This is a genomic window from Actinosynnema sp. NPDC050436 (genome assembly GCF_040655415.1).
Taxonomy (GTDB): Bacteria; Actinomycetota; Actinomycetes; order Mycobacteriales; family Pseudonocardiaceae; genus Actinosynnema.
The window spans coordinates 940,089-956,374 of record NZ_JBFAJV010000001.1 but is presented as its reverse complement, the minus strand read 5'-3'; the positions used below and the strand labels follow the sequence as shown (position 1 = coordinate 956,374).

Here is a 16,286-nt window from a genome sequence, read left to right as displayed (position 1 = left end):
GCCGTACGCCGCGCCGGCCGCCGGCACCGTCCGAACATCCCGTCCGAGTTCGTCGACGAGCCGCTGAGCAGCACGAACATTGTCGTACAAGCTCGAACGGCGGCGAACGCGCCGGCCCGGATATACCAGGGGTCGGGAGGTGCGGCATGGCGGTGGAGATCCGGTTGCTGGGCACGGTCGACGCGGTACTGGACGGGCGGTGGACGGACCTGGGGCACGCCCGCCAACAGTGCGTGCTGGTGGCGCTGGCGGTGGAGGTGAACCAGCCGGTCACCTTCGACCAGCTCGTCGCGCGGGTGTGGGGCGACCGGCCGCCGCGCCGGCCGCGCTCGGCGCTGTACGGCTACCTGTACCGGCTCCGGCGCGCGCTGGCCGACGCCGACGACGTCGCCCTGGTCCGCCGCACCGGCTGCTACGAGCTGGTGGCCGACCCCGGCGCGGTGGACCTGAAGCGGTTCGAGGAGCTGACCGGTGCCGCCCGCCGGTCCGGCACCGACGCCGAGCGCCTCGGCCTGTTCGACCGCGCGCTGGGGCTGTGGCGCGGCGAGCCGTTCGCCGGCCTGGACACGCCGTGGCTCGGGGCGATGCGCGCGGTGGTCGACCAGCAGCGGTACCTCGCGGAGACCGAGCGCACCGACGCGGCCCTGCGGCTGGGCCTGGGCGCGGGCGAGCTGGCCCGGCTCACCGCCCGCGCGGCCGACCACCCGCTGGACGAGCGGGTCGCCGCCCAGTTGCTGCTCGCGCTGCACCGGTCCGGCCGGACCGGCGAGGCCCTCGGCCGCTACCAGCGGGTGCACCGGCGGCTGGCGGACGAGCTGGGCACCGACCCCGGACCGGCGCTGCGCGCCGTGCACCGGCAGCTCCTGCACGTCCCGGTGGACGCGGGCAGGCGGTGATCGGCCCACCCGACCGGGGGACGTCGACGCCGCACCGGTCGGCCGATCCCGCATGACGGGTCCGAGGCCGGCCGGACCCCGTGGTGCCGCAGCCGGCGACGGCCACCCGCCCGCCGGCTCGGGCGTGGCCCGGCAACGCCCGGTCTTTTGTGGACCGGTTCCGCTCCGTAGCTAACGGGACACCGTGCGCCGCCGATGCTGCGGGTGACAGGAGGTGGAAGTTGACCACCATCACCCGCAGCTCGCAGGGCCTGCTGCGCTCGTTGCCCTTGTTCGTGCCGTTGTTCCTCTTACTCGTGGCGGCGCTGCTGATCCCGGTCAGTCCCGGAGGGGACGGCATCTACCGGGTCACCGCCGCCGACTTCACCGTGGTCAAACCCGACTGCGTCAAGGACGGCGAGACCACCAAGTGCGTGATCCCGGTCGGCGACCGGGTGCTCACCGTGTCGATGAAGACCGACCTCCAGCACCTGAACTCCCCGTGCACCGCGACCTTCGACGGGAAACCCGCCTCCTGCACCAGGGACCACGGCGTGGGCCGGCCCACGACGCCCGCCGCGCGGGTCAGCGGCTTCTCGGTGACCGAGCAGGAGGCAGCCCAGGTCCGCGACGCCCAGCCGTGGTGGAACGGGATCGGCGAGCGGTCGATCACCGTGTTCCTGTTCTGGGTGCTGGTCGCCCTGTGCGCGGCCGTCGCGGTCGCGTCGTGGGTGCTGTCCGGCACGGCCCGCGCCGCGAACCCCCGCCGCGCTTTGATGACCTCCTACACGCTGGCCGCCGCAGCGCTGCTGCCGGTGGCGAGCAACTTCATGCTGGCCCCCGTCGACCGGGCGCTGACCATGATGGGCGCGCTGCTGATGCCGCACCTGTCGCTCGCGCCCATCCTGGTGATGGTGCTGTGGCAGATGCTCGTCGGGCGGGAGCTGACCGGGAAGGTCGGCCAGCGGCTGAGCCTGGCGCTGACCGCCTTGGTGGTGACGGCCGTCTACGGCTTCTCCATGCTGCTGTGGTCGGCGTTCGCCACGGGGCTGGTCGACTGACCGTCCCGGCGCGTCCTCGCCCGGCTCCTGACCGGGCGAGCGGCGGTCACTCGAAGCGGCTGGGGTCGCCCGCGCCCCGGCGGACGATCTGCGGCTCGCCGTCGGAGAAGTCGATGACCGTGGTGGGCTCGGTGCCGCACTCGCCGGAGTCCAGCACCGCGTCCACCGCGTTGTCCAGGCGCTCCTTGATCTCCCAGCCCTGCACCAGCGGCTCCTCCTGGTCGGGCAGCAGCAGCGTGCTCGACACCAGCGGCTCGCCGAGTTCCTCCAGGAGGGCCTGCGCGACGACGTGCTCCGGGATGCGCGCGCCCACCGTCTTCTTCTTCGGGTGCAGCAACCTGCGCGGCACCTCGCGGGTGGCCGGGAGGATGAACGTGTAGCTGCCCGGCGTCGCGGCCTTGATCGCCCGGAACACCGAGTTGTCCACGTGCACGAACTGGCCGAGCTGGGCGAAGTCGCGGCACATGATCGTGAAGTGGTGGCGGTCGTCGAGGTGGCGGATCTGCCGGATGCGGTCGAGGCCGTCCTTGTTGCCCAGTCGGCAGCCCAGCGCGTAGCAGGAGTCCGTCGGGTAGGCGATCAGGCCGTCCGACTTGATCAGCTGCACGGCCGCGTCGATGCTGCGCCGCTGCGGGTTGACCGGGTGCACGTCGAAGTACCTCGCCATGCGCGGAGCCTAGTAGGCCCGGATTCGCCACGCGCGGGAACGCGGGCCAGGCTTGCGGGCAATCAGGGGGGTGCGAACCGACGGCGCCCTGGCGGCGCAACGCGGGAGTCCGGTGACCGACCACGTGGACACCCCCGATGACCTGGCCGGACTCTACGACCGGCACGCCCGTCCGCTGCACGGCTACCTGGCCCGCCGAGTGGGCCCGGAGGCGGCGGACGACCTCGTGGCGGAGGCGTTCCTGGTGCTGTGGGAGCAGCGTCACACCTTCGACCCGGCCCGCGCCGGGGCCCGCGCGTGGCTGTACGGGATCGCCACCAACCTGTTGCGCCACCACGCGCGCTCCGAGGTGCGCAGGCTGCGGGCGTGGGCCCGGCACGGCGGTCCGGGCGCGGGGGAGGACGTCAGCGGGCGGGTCGCGGCGCGGACCGACGCCGGGGCGCTGAGCGCCCGGCTGGCCGAGTCGATCGCCGCGCTGCGGGTGGAGGAGCGGGACGTGCTGCTGCTGGTGGCGTGGGCGGAGCTGACGCCGGCGGAGATCGCGGAGGTGCGCGGCATCCCGGTCGCCACCGTGCGGACCCGGCTGCACCGGGCGCGGACCCGGTTGCGCGGCCTGGACGTCGTGGAGGCGGAGCGGAATGGGTGAGCTGCTGGTGGACGAGGACCGGTGGGACGACGACCGGTGGGACGACGCGGTGCGGGACGTGCTGGCCGACACCCCGCCGATGACCGACGAGAGCTTCACGGCCGCCCGCGCCCGCGTCCTGGCCGGCGCGTCCCGACCCGAGCACGCCGCCGACCCGGTGGGTGTTGCCGGTCTCCTGAGCGGCGCGGGTCCGGTGGGTGGCGGCGGGCGCTCCCGGGCGCGGCGGCGGGTGGCGGTGGCCGCCGGGGTCGCCGTGCTGGCGGCCGGTGGCGTGGTGGCCGCGTCGCTCACGCCCGCGCCACCCGCCGCCGGGGCCGTGGAGACCCTGACCCGCGCGGCGGACCTGGTCGTCGGCTCGGCCGATCCCGTGGTGGGGCCCGGCCGGTTCCGGTACACGGTCACCCGGGACTGGGCGCTGGCCGTGGACGACCGGGGCGACCACCGGTTCCGGCACCTCTACGAGGGCGTGGTGGAGACCTGGCAGCCGGAGGACCCGCGCGCCGAGTGGCTGCGCCGCCAGACGGTCACCGGCAAGCGCCAGTGGCTGGAAGGCGACGAGGACGCCGCGCGCGCCGCCGGCGTGCCCCTGGAACCCACCGGTACCCGGGAACTCCGCGCGCCCTGCGGCGACTTCGTGCCCCAGGCGGGCGGCGGTGGCCCGTGCGCGGACCTGGCCGGCGGGTGGTCGCACCCCACCGACGCGTTCCTGGCCACCCTGCCGCGCGACCCCGCCGAGCTGCACCGCCGCCTGGTCGCGGAGGCGGGCGACCTGCCGGGCGGTCCGCTCGGGCTCGCGGCCGACGTGCTGGCGACCGGCTGGGTGCCCAAGGACCTGCGCGCGGCGTTCTACCAGGCCCTGACCCGGCTGCCCGACCTGCGGGTGGCCGACCGCGCGGCGGACCTCGACGGGCGGGTGGGCGTCGCGCTCACGGCCGGCGGGGGCGCGCAGGCGCGCGAGATCGTGATCGACCCGGCGTCCGGCCGGTTCCTCGGCGAGCGCCTGATCGGCACCGAGCCGTGGGAGGGGCTGCCGCCGGGCACGGTGTGGTCGTTCACCTCGGTCGGGATCGGCGTCGCGGAGGCGAGCGGCGCGCAGCCCTGACCGCTACCCGGCCCGACCGCCGGTCGGGCCGGGTCGTCCGCGCAAGGGGACGCGCGCCGAGGCGGCCGGCGGTCGTCCGGGTGCAGGGCCCGGCCGGCTGGTGGAGGCTGCTGGGATGGTGCACGACGCCGCCGACGCCATCGACGTGCCGGGGGCAGGCCGGGCGCGGGGTGCCCGACGCCTGCCTTCGGCATCCCGCAGGGCGCTAGATCCAGCCCTTGCGCGACGCGAGCAGGCCGGCCTGGAACCGGGACTGCGCGCCCAGCTCGGTCATCAGCTCGGTCACCCGCCGGCCCACGGTCCGCTCGGTCACGCCCAGCGCCCGCGCGATCGACCGGTCCTTCATCCCGGACGCCAGCAGCGCGAGCAGCTCGCCGTCGCGCGCGGACAGCGACGGCTTCTCGACGGCGGTCTCCGGCAGCACCGGCGTCGCGCGCTCCCACATCTGCTCGAAGCCGCCCACCAGCACGTCGATCAGCGCCGACTCGCGGACCAGCAGCCGCACCGCCGGGTCGGGGTCCTGGTAGGACGCGGGCATCAGCGCGGTGTGCCGGTCCACGATCAGCATCTTCATCGACGCGTCCGGCAGCACCCGGGCCTGCTCGCCCGCCTCCACGCAGCGCCGCATGTTCGCCACGTGCACCGGGGTGGACAGCGAGTCCGCCGAGTACACGAACCGGTACTCGACGCCGCCCGCGAGCTGGGTGATCTCGAAGTCGTTCGGGTTCCACTGCCCGCCGAGGTAGGGCGGCGCGTCCACCGCCAGCACCTCCTTGCGGGCCTGCGCCTGGAGCCTGGTCACCGACGCGATCACCGCGTCCTCGCCCTCGACCAGCTCGACCGGCGACCCGGAGCGCGGCGGCCCGGACCGCAGCCGCTGCGCCAGCTCCTCGGCCCGCACCTGCATCCGGGCCAGGTCGCCGCGCCGCCGCTGGATGAGCGCGGCCAGCGCCTCGTCCGGCGCGACGACCAGGTAGGCGGTCGGCGCGTGGCCCAGCTGGTGCACCAGCCCGGCGCCGACCAGCGCGGCCAACGACGCCCGGACGTCCGAGGGTGCCTCGCCGAGGTGCTCGGCCAGTTCCGCCGCCGTGCCCCGGCGCAGCTCCAGCAGGGTGAGGTAGACGTCGTTGTCCCGCCGACCCAGGCCGACCGGTTCCAACAGGAACATCTCCACCTCGCAGGGCAGGCGTGCGGCGACGGTAGGACGACCCCCGCGTGCCGTCAAGGGGCCGGTCGTCGGTCCGGCCGGCCCCGCGCGCGACCTCGCACCGGGGGCCGGACATTGTCGGGAACCGGACATCCCGGGCGGCGCGAATCGGCCGGAACCGTACGAAAGTCTCTTGTCGGGCCCGTCACGGGCGGCAGACACTCGCCAGGTCCGATCGGACACAGCTCATTCACCGCCCGGGACAACGAGGCCATCGAGGGCTGGCCGTTCCGGGCGCCCTGCACGGAGGAGCAGTGATGAGACACCCCACCCTGCCCGGACGCATCCTCGGCCTCGGACTGGCGGCCACCGCCGCCGTCGCGGTCGCGGTCGTCCTGCCGGGCGCGGCCACCGCCGCACCGGAGGGCCCGATCGTCGCGGAGAGCGCGCCGAACGCGGTCCAGGACAGCTACATCGTGGTGCTGAAGGACGACCGGCTCGCGCGCGACGCCGTGCGCGGCCAGGCCGACGCACTGGTCGACCGCTACGGCGGCAAGATCGGCTTCACCTACCGCGCCGCCGTGAAGGGCTTCTCCGCCACCATGTCGGCCAAGCAGGCCAAGCGCCTGGCCGCCGACCCGGCCGTGGCGTACGTCGAGCAGGACCGCACGGTCCAGGTCGCCACCGACCAGAACAACCCGCCGTCGTGGGGGCTGGACCGGATCGACCAGGACTCCCTGCCGCTCAACCAGAAGTACAGCTACTCCACCGAGGCGTCGAACGTCACCGCGTACGTCATCGACACCGGCATCAACTACAACCACTCGGACTTCGGCGGTCGCGCCACGTTCGGCTTCGACGCGTTCTCCGACGGCCAGAACGGCAAGGACTGCCAGGGCCACGGCACGCACGTGTCCGGCACGGTCGGCGGCGCGACCTTCGGAGTGGCCAAGAAGGTCAAGCTCAAGGCCGTCCGGGTGCTCAACTGCCAGGGCAGCGGCTCGGTGTCCACCGAGGCGGCGGGCGTCGACTGGGTGACCGCGAACGCGGTCCTGCCCGCCGTCGCCAACATGAGCCTCTACACCGGTACGGCCAACGAGCCCAGCCGCGTGCTGGACGACGCGGTGCGCGCGTCGATCCGCAAGGGCGTCTCCTACGTCGTGGCGGCGGGCAACTTCAACGACGACTCCTGCAAGTACTCCCCGCAGCGGGTCACCGAGACGATCAACGTCGCCGCAACCGCGAACACCGACGCGCGCGCGTCGTTCTCCAGCTACGGCACGTGCAGCGACCTGTTCGCGCCCGGCCAGAACATCGTCTCCGCGTCGTACTCGAACAACAGCGGCTCGGCGACGATGAGCGGCACGTCCATGGCCTCGCCGCACGTGGCGGGCGCGGTCGCGCTGTACCTGACGGACAACCCGGCCAAGACCCCGGCCGAGGTGCACGGCGCCATCACCGCCGCCGCCACCGCCGGCAAGGTCACCAACCCCGGCTCCGGCACCCCGAACCGCCTGCTGCGCGTCAACAAGGGCACGGTCGGCGGCGTGACCGTGGCCAACCCGGGCAACCAGACCACGGCCCTGGGCGCGGCTGCGAACCTCCAGCTCTCGGCGTCCGGCGGCACCGCCCCGTACGCCTGGAGCGCGACCGGCCTGCCCCCGGGCCTGTCGGTCGGCCCGTCCACGGGTCTGGTCACCGGCACCGCGACCACGCCCGGCACGTACACCGTGACGGCCACCGCGACCGCGTCGGGCGGCGGCTCGGGCAGCGCGACCTTCACCTGGACCGTGGTGGGCGAGGGCTGCCAGCCGCAGACCAACGGCACCGACGTCGCCATCCCGGACCTCGGCGCGGCGGTGACCAGCGCGGTGACCTTCACCGGCTGCGGCGGCACCGCGTCCGCCACCGCCAAGGTCGAGGTGCACATCAAGCACACCTACCGGGGCGACCTGGTGGTCGACCTGGTCGCGCCCGACGGCACCTCGTACCGGCTGAAGAACTCCAGCAGCTCGGACAGTGCCGACAACATCGACACCACGTACACGGCGAACCTGTCCTCCGAGGCGCGCGACGGCACGTGGAAGCTCAGCGTGCGGGACGTGGCGCGGGCGGACACCGGCACGATCGACACGTGGACCTTGACGCTGTGACGGCGTCGAGCACTGGAGCCTGACACTCCAGTCGGCCGGGGACCGTCGCCTGCGTGGCGGTCCCCGGCTGCGCTTCCCGGCGAGCGCGGGTCAGGTGCCGGGCCGGTAAGCCGCCCGGTCGAACACCGCCGAGTCGGGCAGCGGCAACGCGGCCATGTCGGCGGAAAGCCGTTGTGCCGCAACGCGACAGCGGTCGTCGGACAGGACGGCGTCGAGCGCTGCGCCGATCGCCTCCGGGGTGATCCCGCCGGGCGGGTCGACGGCGACGCCGGCGCCGGCGCGGGCCACCGCCTCGGCGTTGAGGAACTGGTCCACGGCGAACAACGGGACCACCACCTGCGGCACCCCGTGCGCCAGCGCGGTCATGGTCGTGCCGAAGCCGCCGTGGCCGATCACCACCGCCGCGTGCGGCATCACGTCCTGCTGCGGCCAGTAGCGCTCCACCCGGACGTTGGGCGGTGCGGTCAGGTCGGCGTCGCCGGCGGCGCCGCCGGTCAGCAGCACCCGGACCGGTCGGTCGGCGACCGCGTCCACCAGTGCCCGGAACGCCCCGGCGAACGGTGGTAGCGCGGCGGCGACGGTGCCGAAGCTCGCGTACACCAACGGCCCCTCGCCGGGCACGTCCGGCAGGCCGAGGTCGTCGGCGGGCGGCGGCTGGTACCGGTAGCGGCGGGTCGGCCGGGTGGCGGGGGAGTCCAGGCGCTCCGGCACGACGGTCGCCACGGGCGTGGTGAGCAGGCCGGAGCCGTCACAGCCGAGGGCGTCCAGGGCGTCGTCCAGCATCCCGGCCACCGCCGACCCCGTCGCGGCCAACCCGATGGCGATCTCCAACTGCGGCACGCCGCGCCGCCGCGCCACCGCGTACGAGGCGAACTCGGCCAGTTCGCGCACGACCAGGTCCGGCCGGAACCCGTCCACCGCGCGCTCCATCGCGGGCAGCGCGGCGCGCGCGTCCACGCCCGCGAACAAGTCCCGGACCACCACCTGGTCGGCGTCCTGCCGGGACAGGGACGGCAGTCGGGCGAGCAGCGGCCCGCGCTCGCCGGGCGCGGGTTCGCCCAGCGGCACCGGGGTCAGGCCCGCAGTGCGCACGGTGTCCACGAAGGACTCCGGCACGCATACCCGGACCTCGTGCCCGGCTCGCGCGCAGGCGTGCGCGAACGGGACCACCGGCCCGAAGTGGCCGAGGTTCGCGGTGGTGGCGAACAGCACGCGCATACCCGGGGATCGGCCCGCGCGGGCTGCTCGTTACCGGAGGTCCGCCGGGTGCGGCGCGGTGCCGTCCAGCGCCGCGGAGGCTTCGGTGACGATCTCGCGCATCGCCCGCTCGGCGGCCGACGGGTCGCCGGACTGCACGGCCTGGGCCACGTCCGCGTGCAGCCGGATGGCGAGCGGGTTCGGGTGCTCCGGCATGAGGCCGTGGTGGGTGCGGCCGATCAGCACCTCGGAGACCACCTCGGTGAGCGCGGCCAGCATCTCGTTGCCGGACGCGGCCAGCAGCGTCCGGTGGAACAGCAGGTCGGCGTCGAGGTAGGCGGCGAGGTCGCCCGCCCTGCCGTGCACGGACATGTCGACCACGGCCCGGGTCAGGTCGCCGCACTGCGCGGGGGTGGCGCGCACGGCCGCGAGCGCGGCGGCGACGGGTTCCACGCCGCCGCGCAGCTCGCCCAGGAGCTTGAGCTGGCGCTCGCGGTCGGCGCCGGCGAGCCGCCAGCGGATGATCCGGGGGTCGAACAGGTTCCACCCGGCGCGCGGGGCGACCGTGACGCCGACCCGGCGGCGGGTGGTGAGCACGCCCATCGACTCCAGCACCCGCACGACCTCGCGGATGACCGGCCGGGACACGCCGTTGCGCTCGGCCAGCTCGTCGATGCGCAGCACCTCGCCGGGCCGGATGGCACCGGAGGTGATCTTCGTGCCCAGCTCGTCCAGGACGGTCTCGTGCAGCCCCGCTTTGGTCCCCACGAGGCCGAATCCTCTCATGATTGGGCTGGTCAGGCGTACCGCAACGATAAAGAACAGGTTTTTGCGGTGAGACCGTTGTAAAAACCTGATTAATAGTTCACGCTGTGCGACACGAGCGAACGGCGACGAAGGGAGCCGGCCGTGCCACAGCCGATCGTGGTCATGGGCGTGTCGGGATCGGGCAAGACCACGGCGGGCACCGCGCTGGCCCGCAGGCTGGGCGTGCCCTTCGCCGACGCGGACGACTTCCACCCGCCCGCGAACATCGCCAAGATGGCCGCCGGCGTGCCGCTGGACGACGCCGACCGCGCCCCGTGGCTGCGCGCCGTCGGCGCGTGGCTGGCCGCCCACCCGCACGGCGGGGTCGTGACGTGCTCCGCGCTCAAGCGGGCGTTCCGGGACGGGCTGCGCGCCGCCGCGCCGACGGTCCGGTTCGTGCACCTGTCCGGCGACCCGGAGGTGGTCCGCGCCCGGGTCGCCAACCGGGCCGGCCACTTCATGCCCGTCGGCCTGGTCACCTCCCAGTTCGCCACCCTGGAACCGCTCGCCCCGGACGAAGCCGGCCTGGTGCTCGACCTGGACCGGCCCGTGGACGCCCTGGTCGACGCCTACCTCGGCGCCCACCCGACCGACCGCACCACCGCCCCGGCTGCCGCCGTGCCGGCTGCCGCCCTCACCGCCACCGTCCTCACCGCCGAGGAAGGGAACCCCTCATGACCCTCGCCCTGGACGCGCTGTCCACCGGGCGGCTGGTGCCCGCCGCCGTCGCGGGCATCGCCCTGCTGGTGCTGCTGATCACCCGGTTCAAGCTCAACCCGTTCCTGGGCCTGACGGTCTCGTCGCTGGTCGTCGCCGCGATCGCCGGCCTGCCGATGGACGCCGCCGTGGCGGGTTTCGCCAAGGGCTTCGGCGACACCGCCGCCGGCGTCGGCACGCTGATCGCCCTGGGCGCGATGATCGGCAAGCTGCTCGCCGACACCGGCGGCGCGGACGCCCTGGTGGACACCGTCCTCGCCCGGTCCGGCCCGCGCTCGCTGCCGTGGGCGATGGCCGTGGTGGGCGCGCTGGTCGGGCTGCCGATGTTCTTCGAGATCGGGCTCGTGCTGATCATGCCGGTGATCCTGCTGGTGTCCCGGCGCTCCGGCCTGCCGCTGATGCGGCTGGGCATCCCCGCGCTGGCCGGCCTGTCCGCGATGCACGGCCTGGTCCCGCCGCACCCCGGACCGCTGGTCGCGGTGAACGCCCTCAACGCCGACCTCGGCATCACGCTCGGCCTCGGCGTGCTGGTCGCGGTGCCCACCGTCGCGGTCGCCGGCCCGCTGTTCGCCCGGTTCGCCGCGCGCTGGGTGGACGTGCCCGCGCCGGACCTGTTCGAGGGCGAGGCGCGCGACGAGGGCCGGCCCAGGCCGTCGTTCGGCGTCACGCTGGCCACCGTGCTGCTGCCCGTGGTGCTGATGATGGGCAAGGCGCTGGCCGACATCGTGGCGGACAAGGGCAACCCGGTCCGCTCGGTGCTCGACTTCCTCGGCACGCCGGTGATCGCCCTGCTGATCGCGGTGGTCGTCTCGATGGTCACGCTCGGCCGGGGCGCGGGCATGTCCGGCCGGGAGGTGGCGAAGACCGTCGAGTCCGGGTTGCCGCCGATCGCGGGCATCCTGCTGATCGTGGCCGCCGGCGGTGGGTTCAAGCAGACCTTGATCGACACCGGCATCGGCAGGCTGATCGCCGACTGGGTCGCGGGCAGCGGCCTGTCGGTGCTGCTGCTGGCGTGGCTGGTTGCGGTGCTGATCCGGCTGGCCACGGGGTCCGCGACGGTCGCCACGGTGACCGCCTCGGGCATCCTCGCGCCGCTGGTCGTCGACCTCGCCCCGGCCGAGACGTCGTTGCTGGTGCTGGCGATCGGCGCCGGGTCGCTGTTCTTCTCGCACGTCAACGACGCCGGTTTCTGGCTGGTGAAGGGCTACTTCGGGCTCAGCGTCGGGCAGAACGTGAAGACCTGGTCGATCATGGAGACGCTGATCTCGGTGACCGGCCTCGTCCTCGTGCTGCTGATCGACCTGGTCGTCTAGCGGACCGTGGCGCGCGGGCATGAGCGCTCATGCCCGCGTCCCGGTGGCACCGCTGCGGCGAGTTCGTCCACACCCCAAGAGCCGCAGCGGCGCGGTCGAAGTCCTAGCGCGCGTACTCGTCCAGTCGCGCGGCCACCTCGGCCGGCGACGGCATGGCCGCGACCTCGGCGGCGACGGCCCTCGCGGCGTCGCGCACCGCCGCGTCGGCCAGCAGGTGCCGGGCCCGCTCGGCGATCGCGCCCGCCGTCACCAGGTCGCCCAGCAGCCGGTCGCCCAACCCGTGCGTGACCACGGCGTCGGCGTTGTCGAACTGGTCCGCGCCCTGCGGCAGGACCAGTTGCGGCACGCCCGCGCCGAACGCGCCCATCGTCGTGCCGCTGCCGCCGTGGTGCACCACGAGGTCCGCGTGCGGCAGCACGTCCGCCTGCGGCACCCACGGCAGCACGGTCACGTGCTCCGGGACCTCGCCCAGCGCACCGGCCTCGACCGAGGGGCCGACGGCGACCAGCAGCCGCGTGCCCTCCACGCGGGACAGCCCGGTGATCGCCGTGCGCAGCACGTCCGCGCTGCCGAACGCGGTGCCCAGCGTCAGGTACACGAGGGGACGCTCGTGCGCGGCGACCCAGTCCGGCAGCTCGCCGGGTTCGGAGAACGGCACGGGCCGCAGCGGGGCGGTGTCCACCGCCGCCAGGAACTTGCCGCTCTGCACGGAGGGCGGGCAGACGTCGAGGTAGGGGTTGCCCAGCAACATCCCGTACCCGGCGGGCACCTCGACGCCGAGTTCGGCGGCGAACTCCAGGAACGCGGCCGGCGCGGTGTCGAGCAGCTCGGAGTCCCACATCCGGCCGAAGCCGTGGCACAGCGCCGGGATGCCCGCGACCCGGGCGGCCAGCGCCGCGCCGGGGTTGGCGACCTCGTGGACGACCAGGTCGGGCCGCCAGTCGGCCAGGAACGGGGCGAGGTCGGCGACGTTGCGGCGCGGCAGCACCGAGCCGAACACCCGCTCGACCACGTCGGGCCCGACCTCCGTGGGCACGATCGGCCGGTCGCCGAACACCTCGGCCGCCGCCGTGTGCATGGACGCGCCGGCGGTGACGTGCCGGACCCCGAGCCGTTCGATCACGCCGGCGAAGTCCGTCGTGGTGGCGAAGGCGACGTCGTGGCCGTGCTCGCGGGCGGCGACGGTGAGGGGGAGAAGAGGATAGGTGTGTCCGTGCGAGCCGAGGCTCGAAAAGAGGATCTTCACCCGATCGAGCGTACAGATTTTCTTCGAGCGATGAATTCGAGGTCGGTGCGCAAAGGTCGCTGTGCCGAGGTCCCCGGTTCCGCCGGGGGACGTCGTGACGAGCCTCCCGACTCCGCCGAGGCGGGTCAAGAGCGGCCCCGGCACCGCCGGGGTGCGGCGGAGCCGGCCGGACGGGCGGCAGGCGTGGTGCCCTTCACCCGGTCCGAGCCGGCTCCGGTGCTCGCTCCCCGGCTCCGCGTCAGCTCGACGGCGGAGCGCTCACCGACGACGGGGGCGTCGTCGTGGGGTTCTCGGACGAGGACGGCGGCGGGGTCGTCGTGGGCACCGAGGTGCTCGGCTCCACCGTCGTCGGGGCGGGGGTGGTGGTCGTCGGCGCGCTGGGCGAGGTGGTCGGCTGCGCGGTCCCCGACGTCGTCGTGCCGGGTGGCGCGGTCGTCGTCGTGGCACCGGGCAGGGGGACGCCCTCCTGCCGCAGCACGTCGAGGATGCGGGACTTGGCGTCCTGCAACGCCTGCTGGATCTGCTGGCCCGTCATGCGGGGGATCTCCCCGGCCAGCCGGGACAGCTCGCCCCACACCTCCTCCAGCCGCGCCTGCCCCTGCGGGCTCAACGCCTCGGGCAGGCTGACGACCAGCTGCGAGGCCAGCGCGAAGGTCACGCACTCGACGCACCCGTGGTTGACCGCGACGGCGACGTTCTCCGGCATCACCACGTTCGCCTGACCGACCACGAGGACCACCTGGAACGCGACGGCCACCGTGGTGCAGCCCTTGCACGAGGCGATCGCCCACGCCTCGTTCCGGTTGTCGACCGTGTCGCCCGTGGCCCACACGAGCGCGAACGACACCTTGTAGCGCACCGAACCGTCGACGGTGTTGACGACCAGGGACTGGTTGTCGCCCGCGCGCGGCGGGTCGGGCCGGTCGTCGAACGGGAACACCAGCGTCGGTCCGGCCGCCGGCCCGTCGACCGGCTCCAGCACCACCGCCGGGACCGGCTTCTCCTTGCTGGGCACCGGCTTCCCGGTCGGCCACGCCGTCTTGGCGGTCACCGTCCCGGTCTCGGTCCCGGCGGCCGGCCGCGTCGGGTCGGGGCTGTACGCGGTCTTGACCACCGCGTCGGCGATCGTCCCGCGCTCCTCGGGCCGGATCGGCTGGTACCGGCCGGGCTGCGGCCACCAGGCCCACAGCAGGGCCAGGGCCACCGCGATGGCGGACGCCACGACGAGCGCGCGTCGGCCGGGCCGGTCCTCGGTGGACCGCCACACCTTGGTGGCCAGACGCCGGACGACCCGGAGCAGCAGCAGCCCGATGCCGATCACCGGCAGCGCGATCGCGGCCACCGCGAGGACCCGCACCAGCACCAGCGCCAGGTCGCCGTCGCCCAGCGCCGCGCCCGCCGACCGCCACTGGTCGCCGACGCCCTGCCACGCCGTGGCCACCACCCGGGGCAGGGCGAGCACCAGCAGCGCCGTGCTGAACAGCAGCAACGGCACGACGACGAGCACCCAGGCGGTCACCACCGCCCGCGCCCACGGCTTGAGGACCTTCGACTCCGGCTTGCCCCAGCGGTGCGGCAGCAGGCCCAGCAGCGTGGGCTTGATGTGCTGGAACAGGTCCGGCACGCCGGTGAGGTCGGCGAGCACGTGGTAGCCGTCGTAGCGCACCACGGGCGCGAGCTGGCGCACCATCTGCACGATCTGCGTGGCGACGACGAGCAGCAGCGCGTCCCACTCGGACAGCCACCAGACGCCGAAGGTGAAGACCGCCACCAGGGCGTTGAAGTACAGGCCGCCCAGGTCGGTGCGCAGCCGGCCGGCCCGTCCGAGCCGGTAGCTGTCGGTCACGTCGGTGTAGAACGCGGGCCACAGCAGGTAGAGGCCGAACCCCATCGCGCCGGGCGTCGCACCGCCGTACCGCGCGGCGGCGGCGTGGCCGAACTCGTGGAAGCCCGCCGAGACCACGGTCACCGCGAACACCAGCAGCAGCAGCGCGGGTTCCTGGAACGCCTGGTGGGTGGCTCCGGCGAGGCCCTTCTCGAACAGCACCCAGAAGGACACGGCGGCGAACGCCGCCAGCACCGCGACCACGACCAGCGGGTGGAACAGCCGGGCGAACGGCGTGGTGATCCGCCGGGTGAGGCCGGGCTCGGTGATCACCCGCCGCAGCCGCAGCCCGAGCAGCGGCTCGACCTTGCGGTAGGCCGGTTGGGAGCCGTCGGCCAGTTCGAGCACCCCGAGCGGCTCCAGCCGGGTCAGCAGCACCCGCACGTCGTCGGCGGACACCCCGCGCCCGACGGCCCGCCCGACCGCCGCCGCGATCCCGGCGTGGTCGGTGCGCCCGTCGACCGCCGCCAGCACCCGGTAGAGCAGCGGGGTGAGCTGGAGGACCTGGCCGTCCGCGCGGCGGACCAGCGCCGGCGGGCGGCGGTAGCCGGACCCGCGCAGCTCGCCGATGAGCTCGACGCCCCGCGCTCGGCGCGGCACGCCCGGTAACGCCCGCGCCGGGCGGGGCGCGGTGTCCGCGTCCCGCCCGGCGGGTCCCTGCGCCGAGGTGTTCACGAGGTCGCTCACTGCTCGATGTTCGACCTCTGCTCGGCATTCGCCTCGGCGGTGCCGTCGATGGTCTGCTGGATGATCGCGTCCTGCTGGGCCAGTGCGGTCGCCTCGGAGCCGACCGAGCCGAGGTTCGCGGCGACGGCGGCGTCGATCGGCGCGGCCACGTTGGCGTTGAGGGCCACCGCGCCGTTGATCGGCGCGGCCAGGTCGAGGTCGGCGGCGAGGTTGACGTCCACGTTGAGCAGGCCGCCGTCCAGCGCGCCGGCGATGTCGGCGGGCGGTGCCTGGACGCCGGTCCCGCCGCCGGCGGGCGGCTGCGGCGCCGGGGTCTCGCCCTGGCCGATGGCGCTGTCCTGGTCGGAGTTGGCCACGGCCTCGCCGGTGATGCCCTGCTGGATCGCCACGCCCTGGTCGGCCAGGGCCTGCGAGGTGGACCCGTCGGACAGCACGTTCGCGCTCACCGCGGCGTCGATCGGGGCCGCGACGTTGAGGTTGCCGGCCACCGCCAGGCCGATCGGCGAGGCCAGGTCGAGCGCGAGGTCGATGTCGACGTTCAGGTCGAGCAGCGAGTACACCTCCTTGTCCGGCAGGGCCGTGCCGCCCTCGGCGGCCAGCTCGTCGATCGACAGCGGACGCAGGTTCGCTTCGCTCATCCGTCGCTCCGTCTTCTCCGGTTCGTGGGCCGGTCGGGGTGCAACCGGCCGGTGGTCCAGACCAGTACCCGGCGTGGCGGAGCCGAAACGGGGTGCGACCGCCCTGCGCGGACTTCGGCGGGGAAAACCGTCCGACCGGCCGGAG

Annotated in this window: 14 protein-coding genes; 7 read left to right on the top strand and 7 right to left on the bottom strand. The window is 74.4% G+C overall.

Annotated features, from left to right (window positions below):
• The first annotated feature begins 146 nt into the window (after positions 1-146).
• Positions 147-896 (top strand): BTAD domain-containing putative transcriptional regulator, encoded by a 750-nt coding sequence (locus tag AB0I60_RS04020; protein ID WP_360725705.1) that lies wholly within the window; start codon positions 147-149, stop codon positions 894-896.
• Positions 897-1,117: 221 nt separating this feature from the next.
• Positions 1,118-1,936, top strand: a complete 819-nt coding sequence (locus AB0I60_RS04015) for a hypothetical protein (RefSeq protein ID WP_360725704.1) — start codon at positions 1,118-1,120, stop codon at positions 1,934-1,936.
• Between the two features lie 46 nt (positions 1,937-1,982).
• Here the strand turns inward: AB0I60_RS04015 and AB0I60_RS04010 are convergent, their stop codons facing one another.
• Positions 1,983-2,603, bottom strand: coding sequence for an L-threonylcarbamoyladenylate synthase (locus AB0I60_RS04010; protein WP_360725703.1), 621 nt, complete (start codon positions 2,601-2,603; stop codon positions 1,983-1,985).
• Positions 2,604-2,715: 112 nt separating this feature from the next.
• On the opposite strand from AB0I60_RS04010, the gene AB0I60_RS04005 reads away from it, so the two are divergent.
• Positions 2,716-3,249 (top strand): RNA polymerase sigma factor, encoded by a 534-nt coding sequence (locus AB0I60_RS04005; protein ID WP_360725702.1) that lies wholly within the window; start codon positions 2,716-2,718, stop codon positions 3,247-3,249.
• Positions 3,242-4,351: a CU044_5270 family protein gene (locus AB0I60_RS04000; protein WP_360725701.1), complete on the top strand. Its 1,110-nt coding sequence runs from the start codon at positions 3,242-3,244 to the stop codon at positions 4,349-4,351. Before AB0I60_RS04005 ends, AB0I60_RS04000 begins: the two co-directional genes overlap by 8 nt.
• A gap of 205 nt (positions 4,352-4,556) precedes the next feature.
• Here AB0I60_RS04000 and AB0I60_RS03995 read toward each other — a convergent pair whose 3' ends face one another.
• Positions 4,557-5,519 (bottom strand): LuxR C-terminal-related transcriptional regulator, encoded by a 963-nt coding sequence (locus AB0I60_RS03995; protein ID WP_360725700.1) that lies wholly within the window; start codon positions 5,517-5,519, stop codon positions 4,557-4,559.
• Between the two features lie 296 nt (positions 5,520-5,815).
• On the opposite strand from AB0I60_RS03995, the gene AB0I60_RS03990 reads away from it, so the two are divergent.
• Positions 5,816-7,651, top strand: coding sequence for a S8 family serine peptidase (locus AB0I60_RS03990; protein ID WP_360725699.1), 1,836 nt, complete (start codon positions 5,816-5,818; stop codon positions 7,649-7,651).
• A 90-nt stretch (positions 7,652-7,741) separates the two neighbouring features.
• On the opposite strand, the gene AB0I60_RS03985 is transcribed toward AB0I60_RS03990, so the two are convergent.
• Positions 7,742-8,869 (bottom strand): glycosyltransferase, encoded by a 1,128-nt coding sequence (locus AB0I60_RS03985; RefSeq protein WP_360725698.1) that lies wholly within the window; start codon positions 8,867-8,869, stop codon positions 7,742-7,744.
• 30 nt (positions 8,870-8,899) lie between these two features.
• Positions 8,900-9,634 (bottom strand): FCD domain-containing protein, encoded by a 735-nt coding sequence (locus AB0I60_RS03980; protein WP_360725697.1) that lies wholly within the window; start codon positions 9,632-9,634, stop codon positions 8,900-8,902.
• A gap of 123 nt (positions 9,635-9,757) precedes the next feature.
• Between AB0I60_RS03980 and AB0I60_RS03975 the strand changes: the two genes are divergently transcribed.
• Positions 9,758-10,333: a gluconokinase gene (locus tag AB0I60_RS03975; RefSeq protein ID WP_360725696.1), complete on the top strand. Its 576-nt coding sequence runs from the start codon at positions 9,758-9,760 to the stop codon at positions 10,331-10,333.
• Entirely contained in the window at positions 10,330-11,685 is a 1,356-nt protein-coding gene (locus tag AB0I60_RS03970; protein WP_360725695.1) for a gluconate:H+ symporter, read from the top strand. The genes AB0I60_RS03975 and AB0I60_RS03970 overlap by 4 nt, the downstream gene beginning before the upstream one ends.
• Positions 11,686-11,788: 103 nt before the next feature.
• Here the strand turns inward: AB0I60_RS03970 and AB0I60_RS03965 are convergent, their stop codons facing one another.
• From AB0I60_RS03965 to AB0I60_RS03955, 3 genes are all read right to left on the bottom strand, one after another.
• The gene (locus tag AB0I60_RS03965; RefSeq protein WP_360725694.1) at positions 11,789-12,931 is read right to left on the bottom strand and encodes a glycosyltransferase; all 1,143 of its coding nucleotides are present in this window, start codon (positions 12,929-12,931) and stop codon (positions 11,789-11,791) included.
• Positions 12,932-13,169: 238 nt separating this feature from the next.
• Positions 13,170-15,503 (bottom strand): hypothetical protein, encoded by a 2,334-nt coding sequence (locus tag AB0I60_RS03960; RefSeq protein ID WP_360725693.1) that lies wholly within the window; start codon positions 15,501-15,503, stop codon positions 13,170-13,172.
• Positions 15,500-16,141 (bottom strand): peptidoglycan-binding protein, encoded by a 642-nt coding sequence (locus AB0I60_RS03955; protein ID WP_360725692.1) that lies wholly within the window; start codon positions 16,139-16,141, stop codon positions 15,500-15,502. The genes AB0I60_RS03960 and AB0I60_RS03955 overlap by 4 nt, the downstream gene beginning before the upstream one ends.
• Positions 16,142-16,286: the final 145 nt, after the last annotated feature.

What these genes read in the sequence shown, in the direction of transcription:
- AB0I60_RS03995 (WP_360725700.1), bottom strand. Translation starts at nt 5,519, where the DNA reads ATGTTCCTGTTGGAACCGGTCGGCCTGGGTCGGCGGGACAACGACGTC.
- AB0I60_RS03970 (WP_360725695.1), top strand. Translation starts at nt 10,330, where the DNA reads ATGACCCTCGCCCTGGACGCGCTGTCCACCGGGCGGCTGGTGCCCGCC.
- AB0I60_RS03985 (WP_360725698.1), bottom strand. Translation starts at nt 8,869, where the DNA reads ATGCGCGTGCTGTTCGCCACCACCGCGAACCTCGGCCACTTCGGGCCG.
- AB0I60_RS04000 (WP_360725701.1), top strand. Translation starts at nt 3,242, where the DNA reads ATGGGTGAGCTGCTGGTGGACGAGGACCGGTGGGACGACGACCGGTGG.
- AB0I60_RS04020 (WP_360725705.1), top strand. Translation starts at nt 147, where the DNA reads ATGGCGGTGGAGATCCGGTTGCTGGGCACGGTCGACGCGGTACTGGAC.
- AB0I60_RS03955 (WP_360725692.1), bottom strand. Translation starts at nt 16,141, where the DNA reads ATGAGCGAAGCGAACCTGCGTCCGCTGTCGATCGACGAGCTGGCCGCC.
- AB0I60_RS03980 (WP_360725697.1), bottom strand. Translation starts at nt 9,634, where the DNA reads ATGAGAGGATTCGGCCTCGTGGGGACCAAAGCGGGGCTGCACGAGACC.
- AB0I60_RS04010 (WP_360725703.1), bottom strand. Translation starts at nt 2,603, where the DNA reads ATGGCGAGGTACTTCGACGTGCACCCGGTCAACCCGCAGCGGCGCAGC.
- AB0I60_RS03990 (WP_360725699.1), top strand. Translation starts at nt 5,816, where the DNA reads ATGAGACACCCCACCCTGCCCGGACGCATCCTCGGCCTCGGACTGGCG.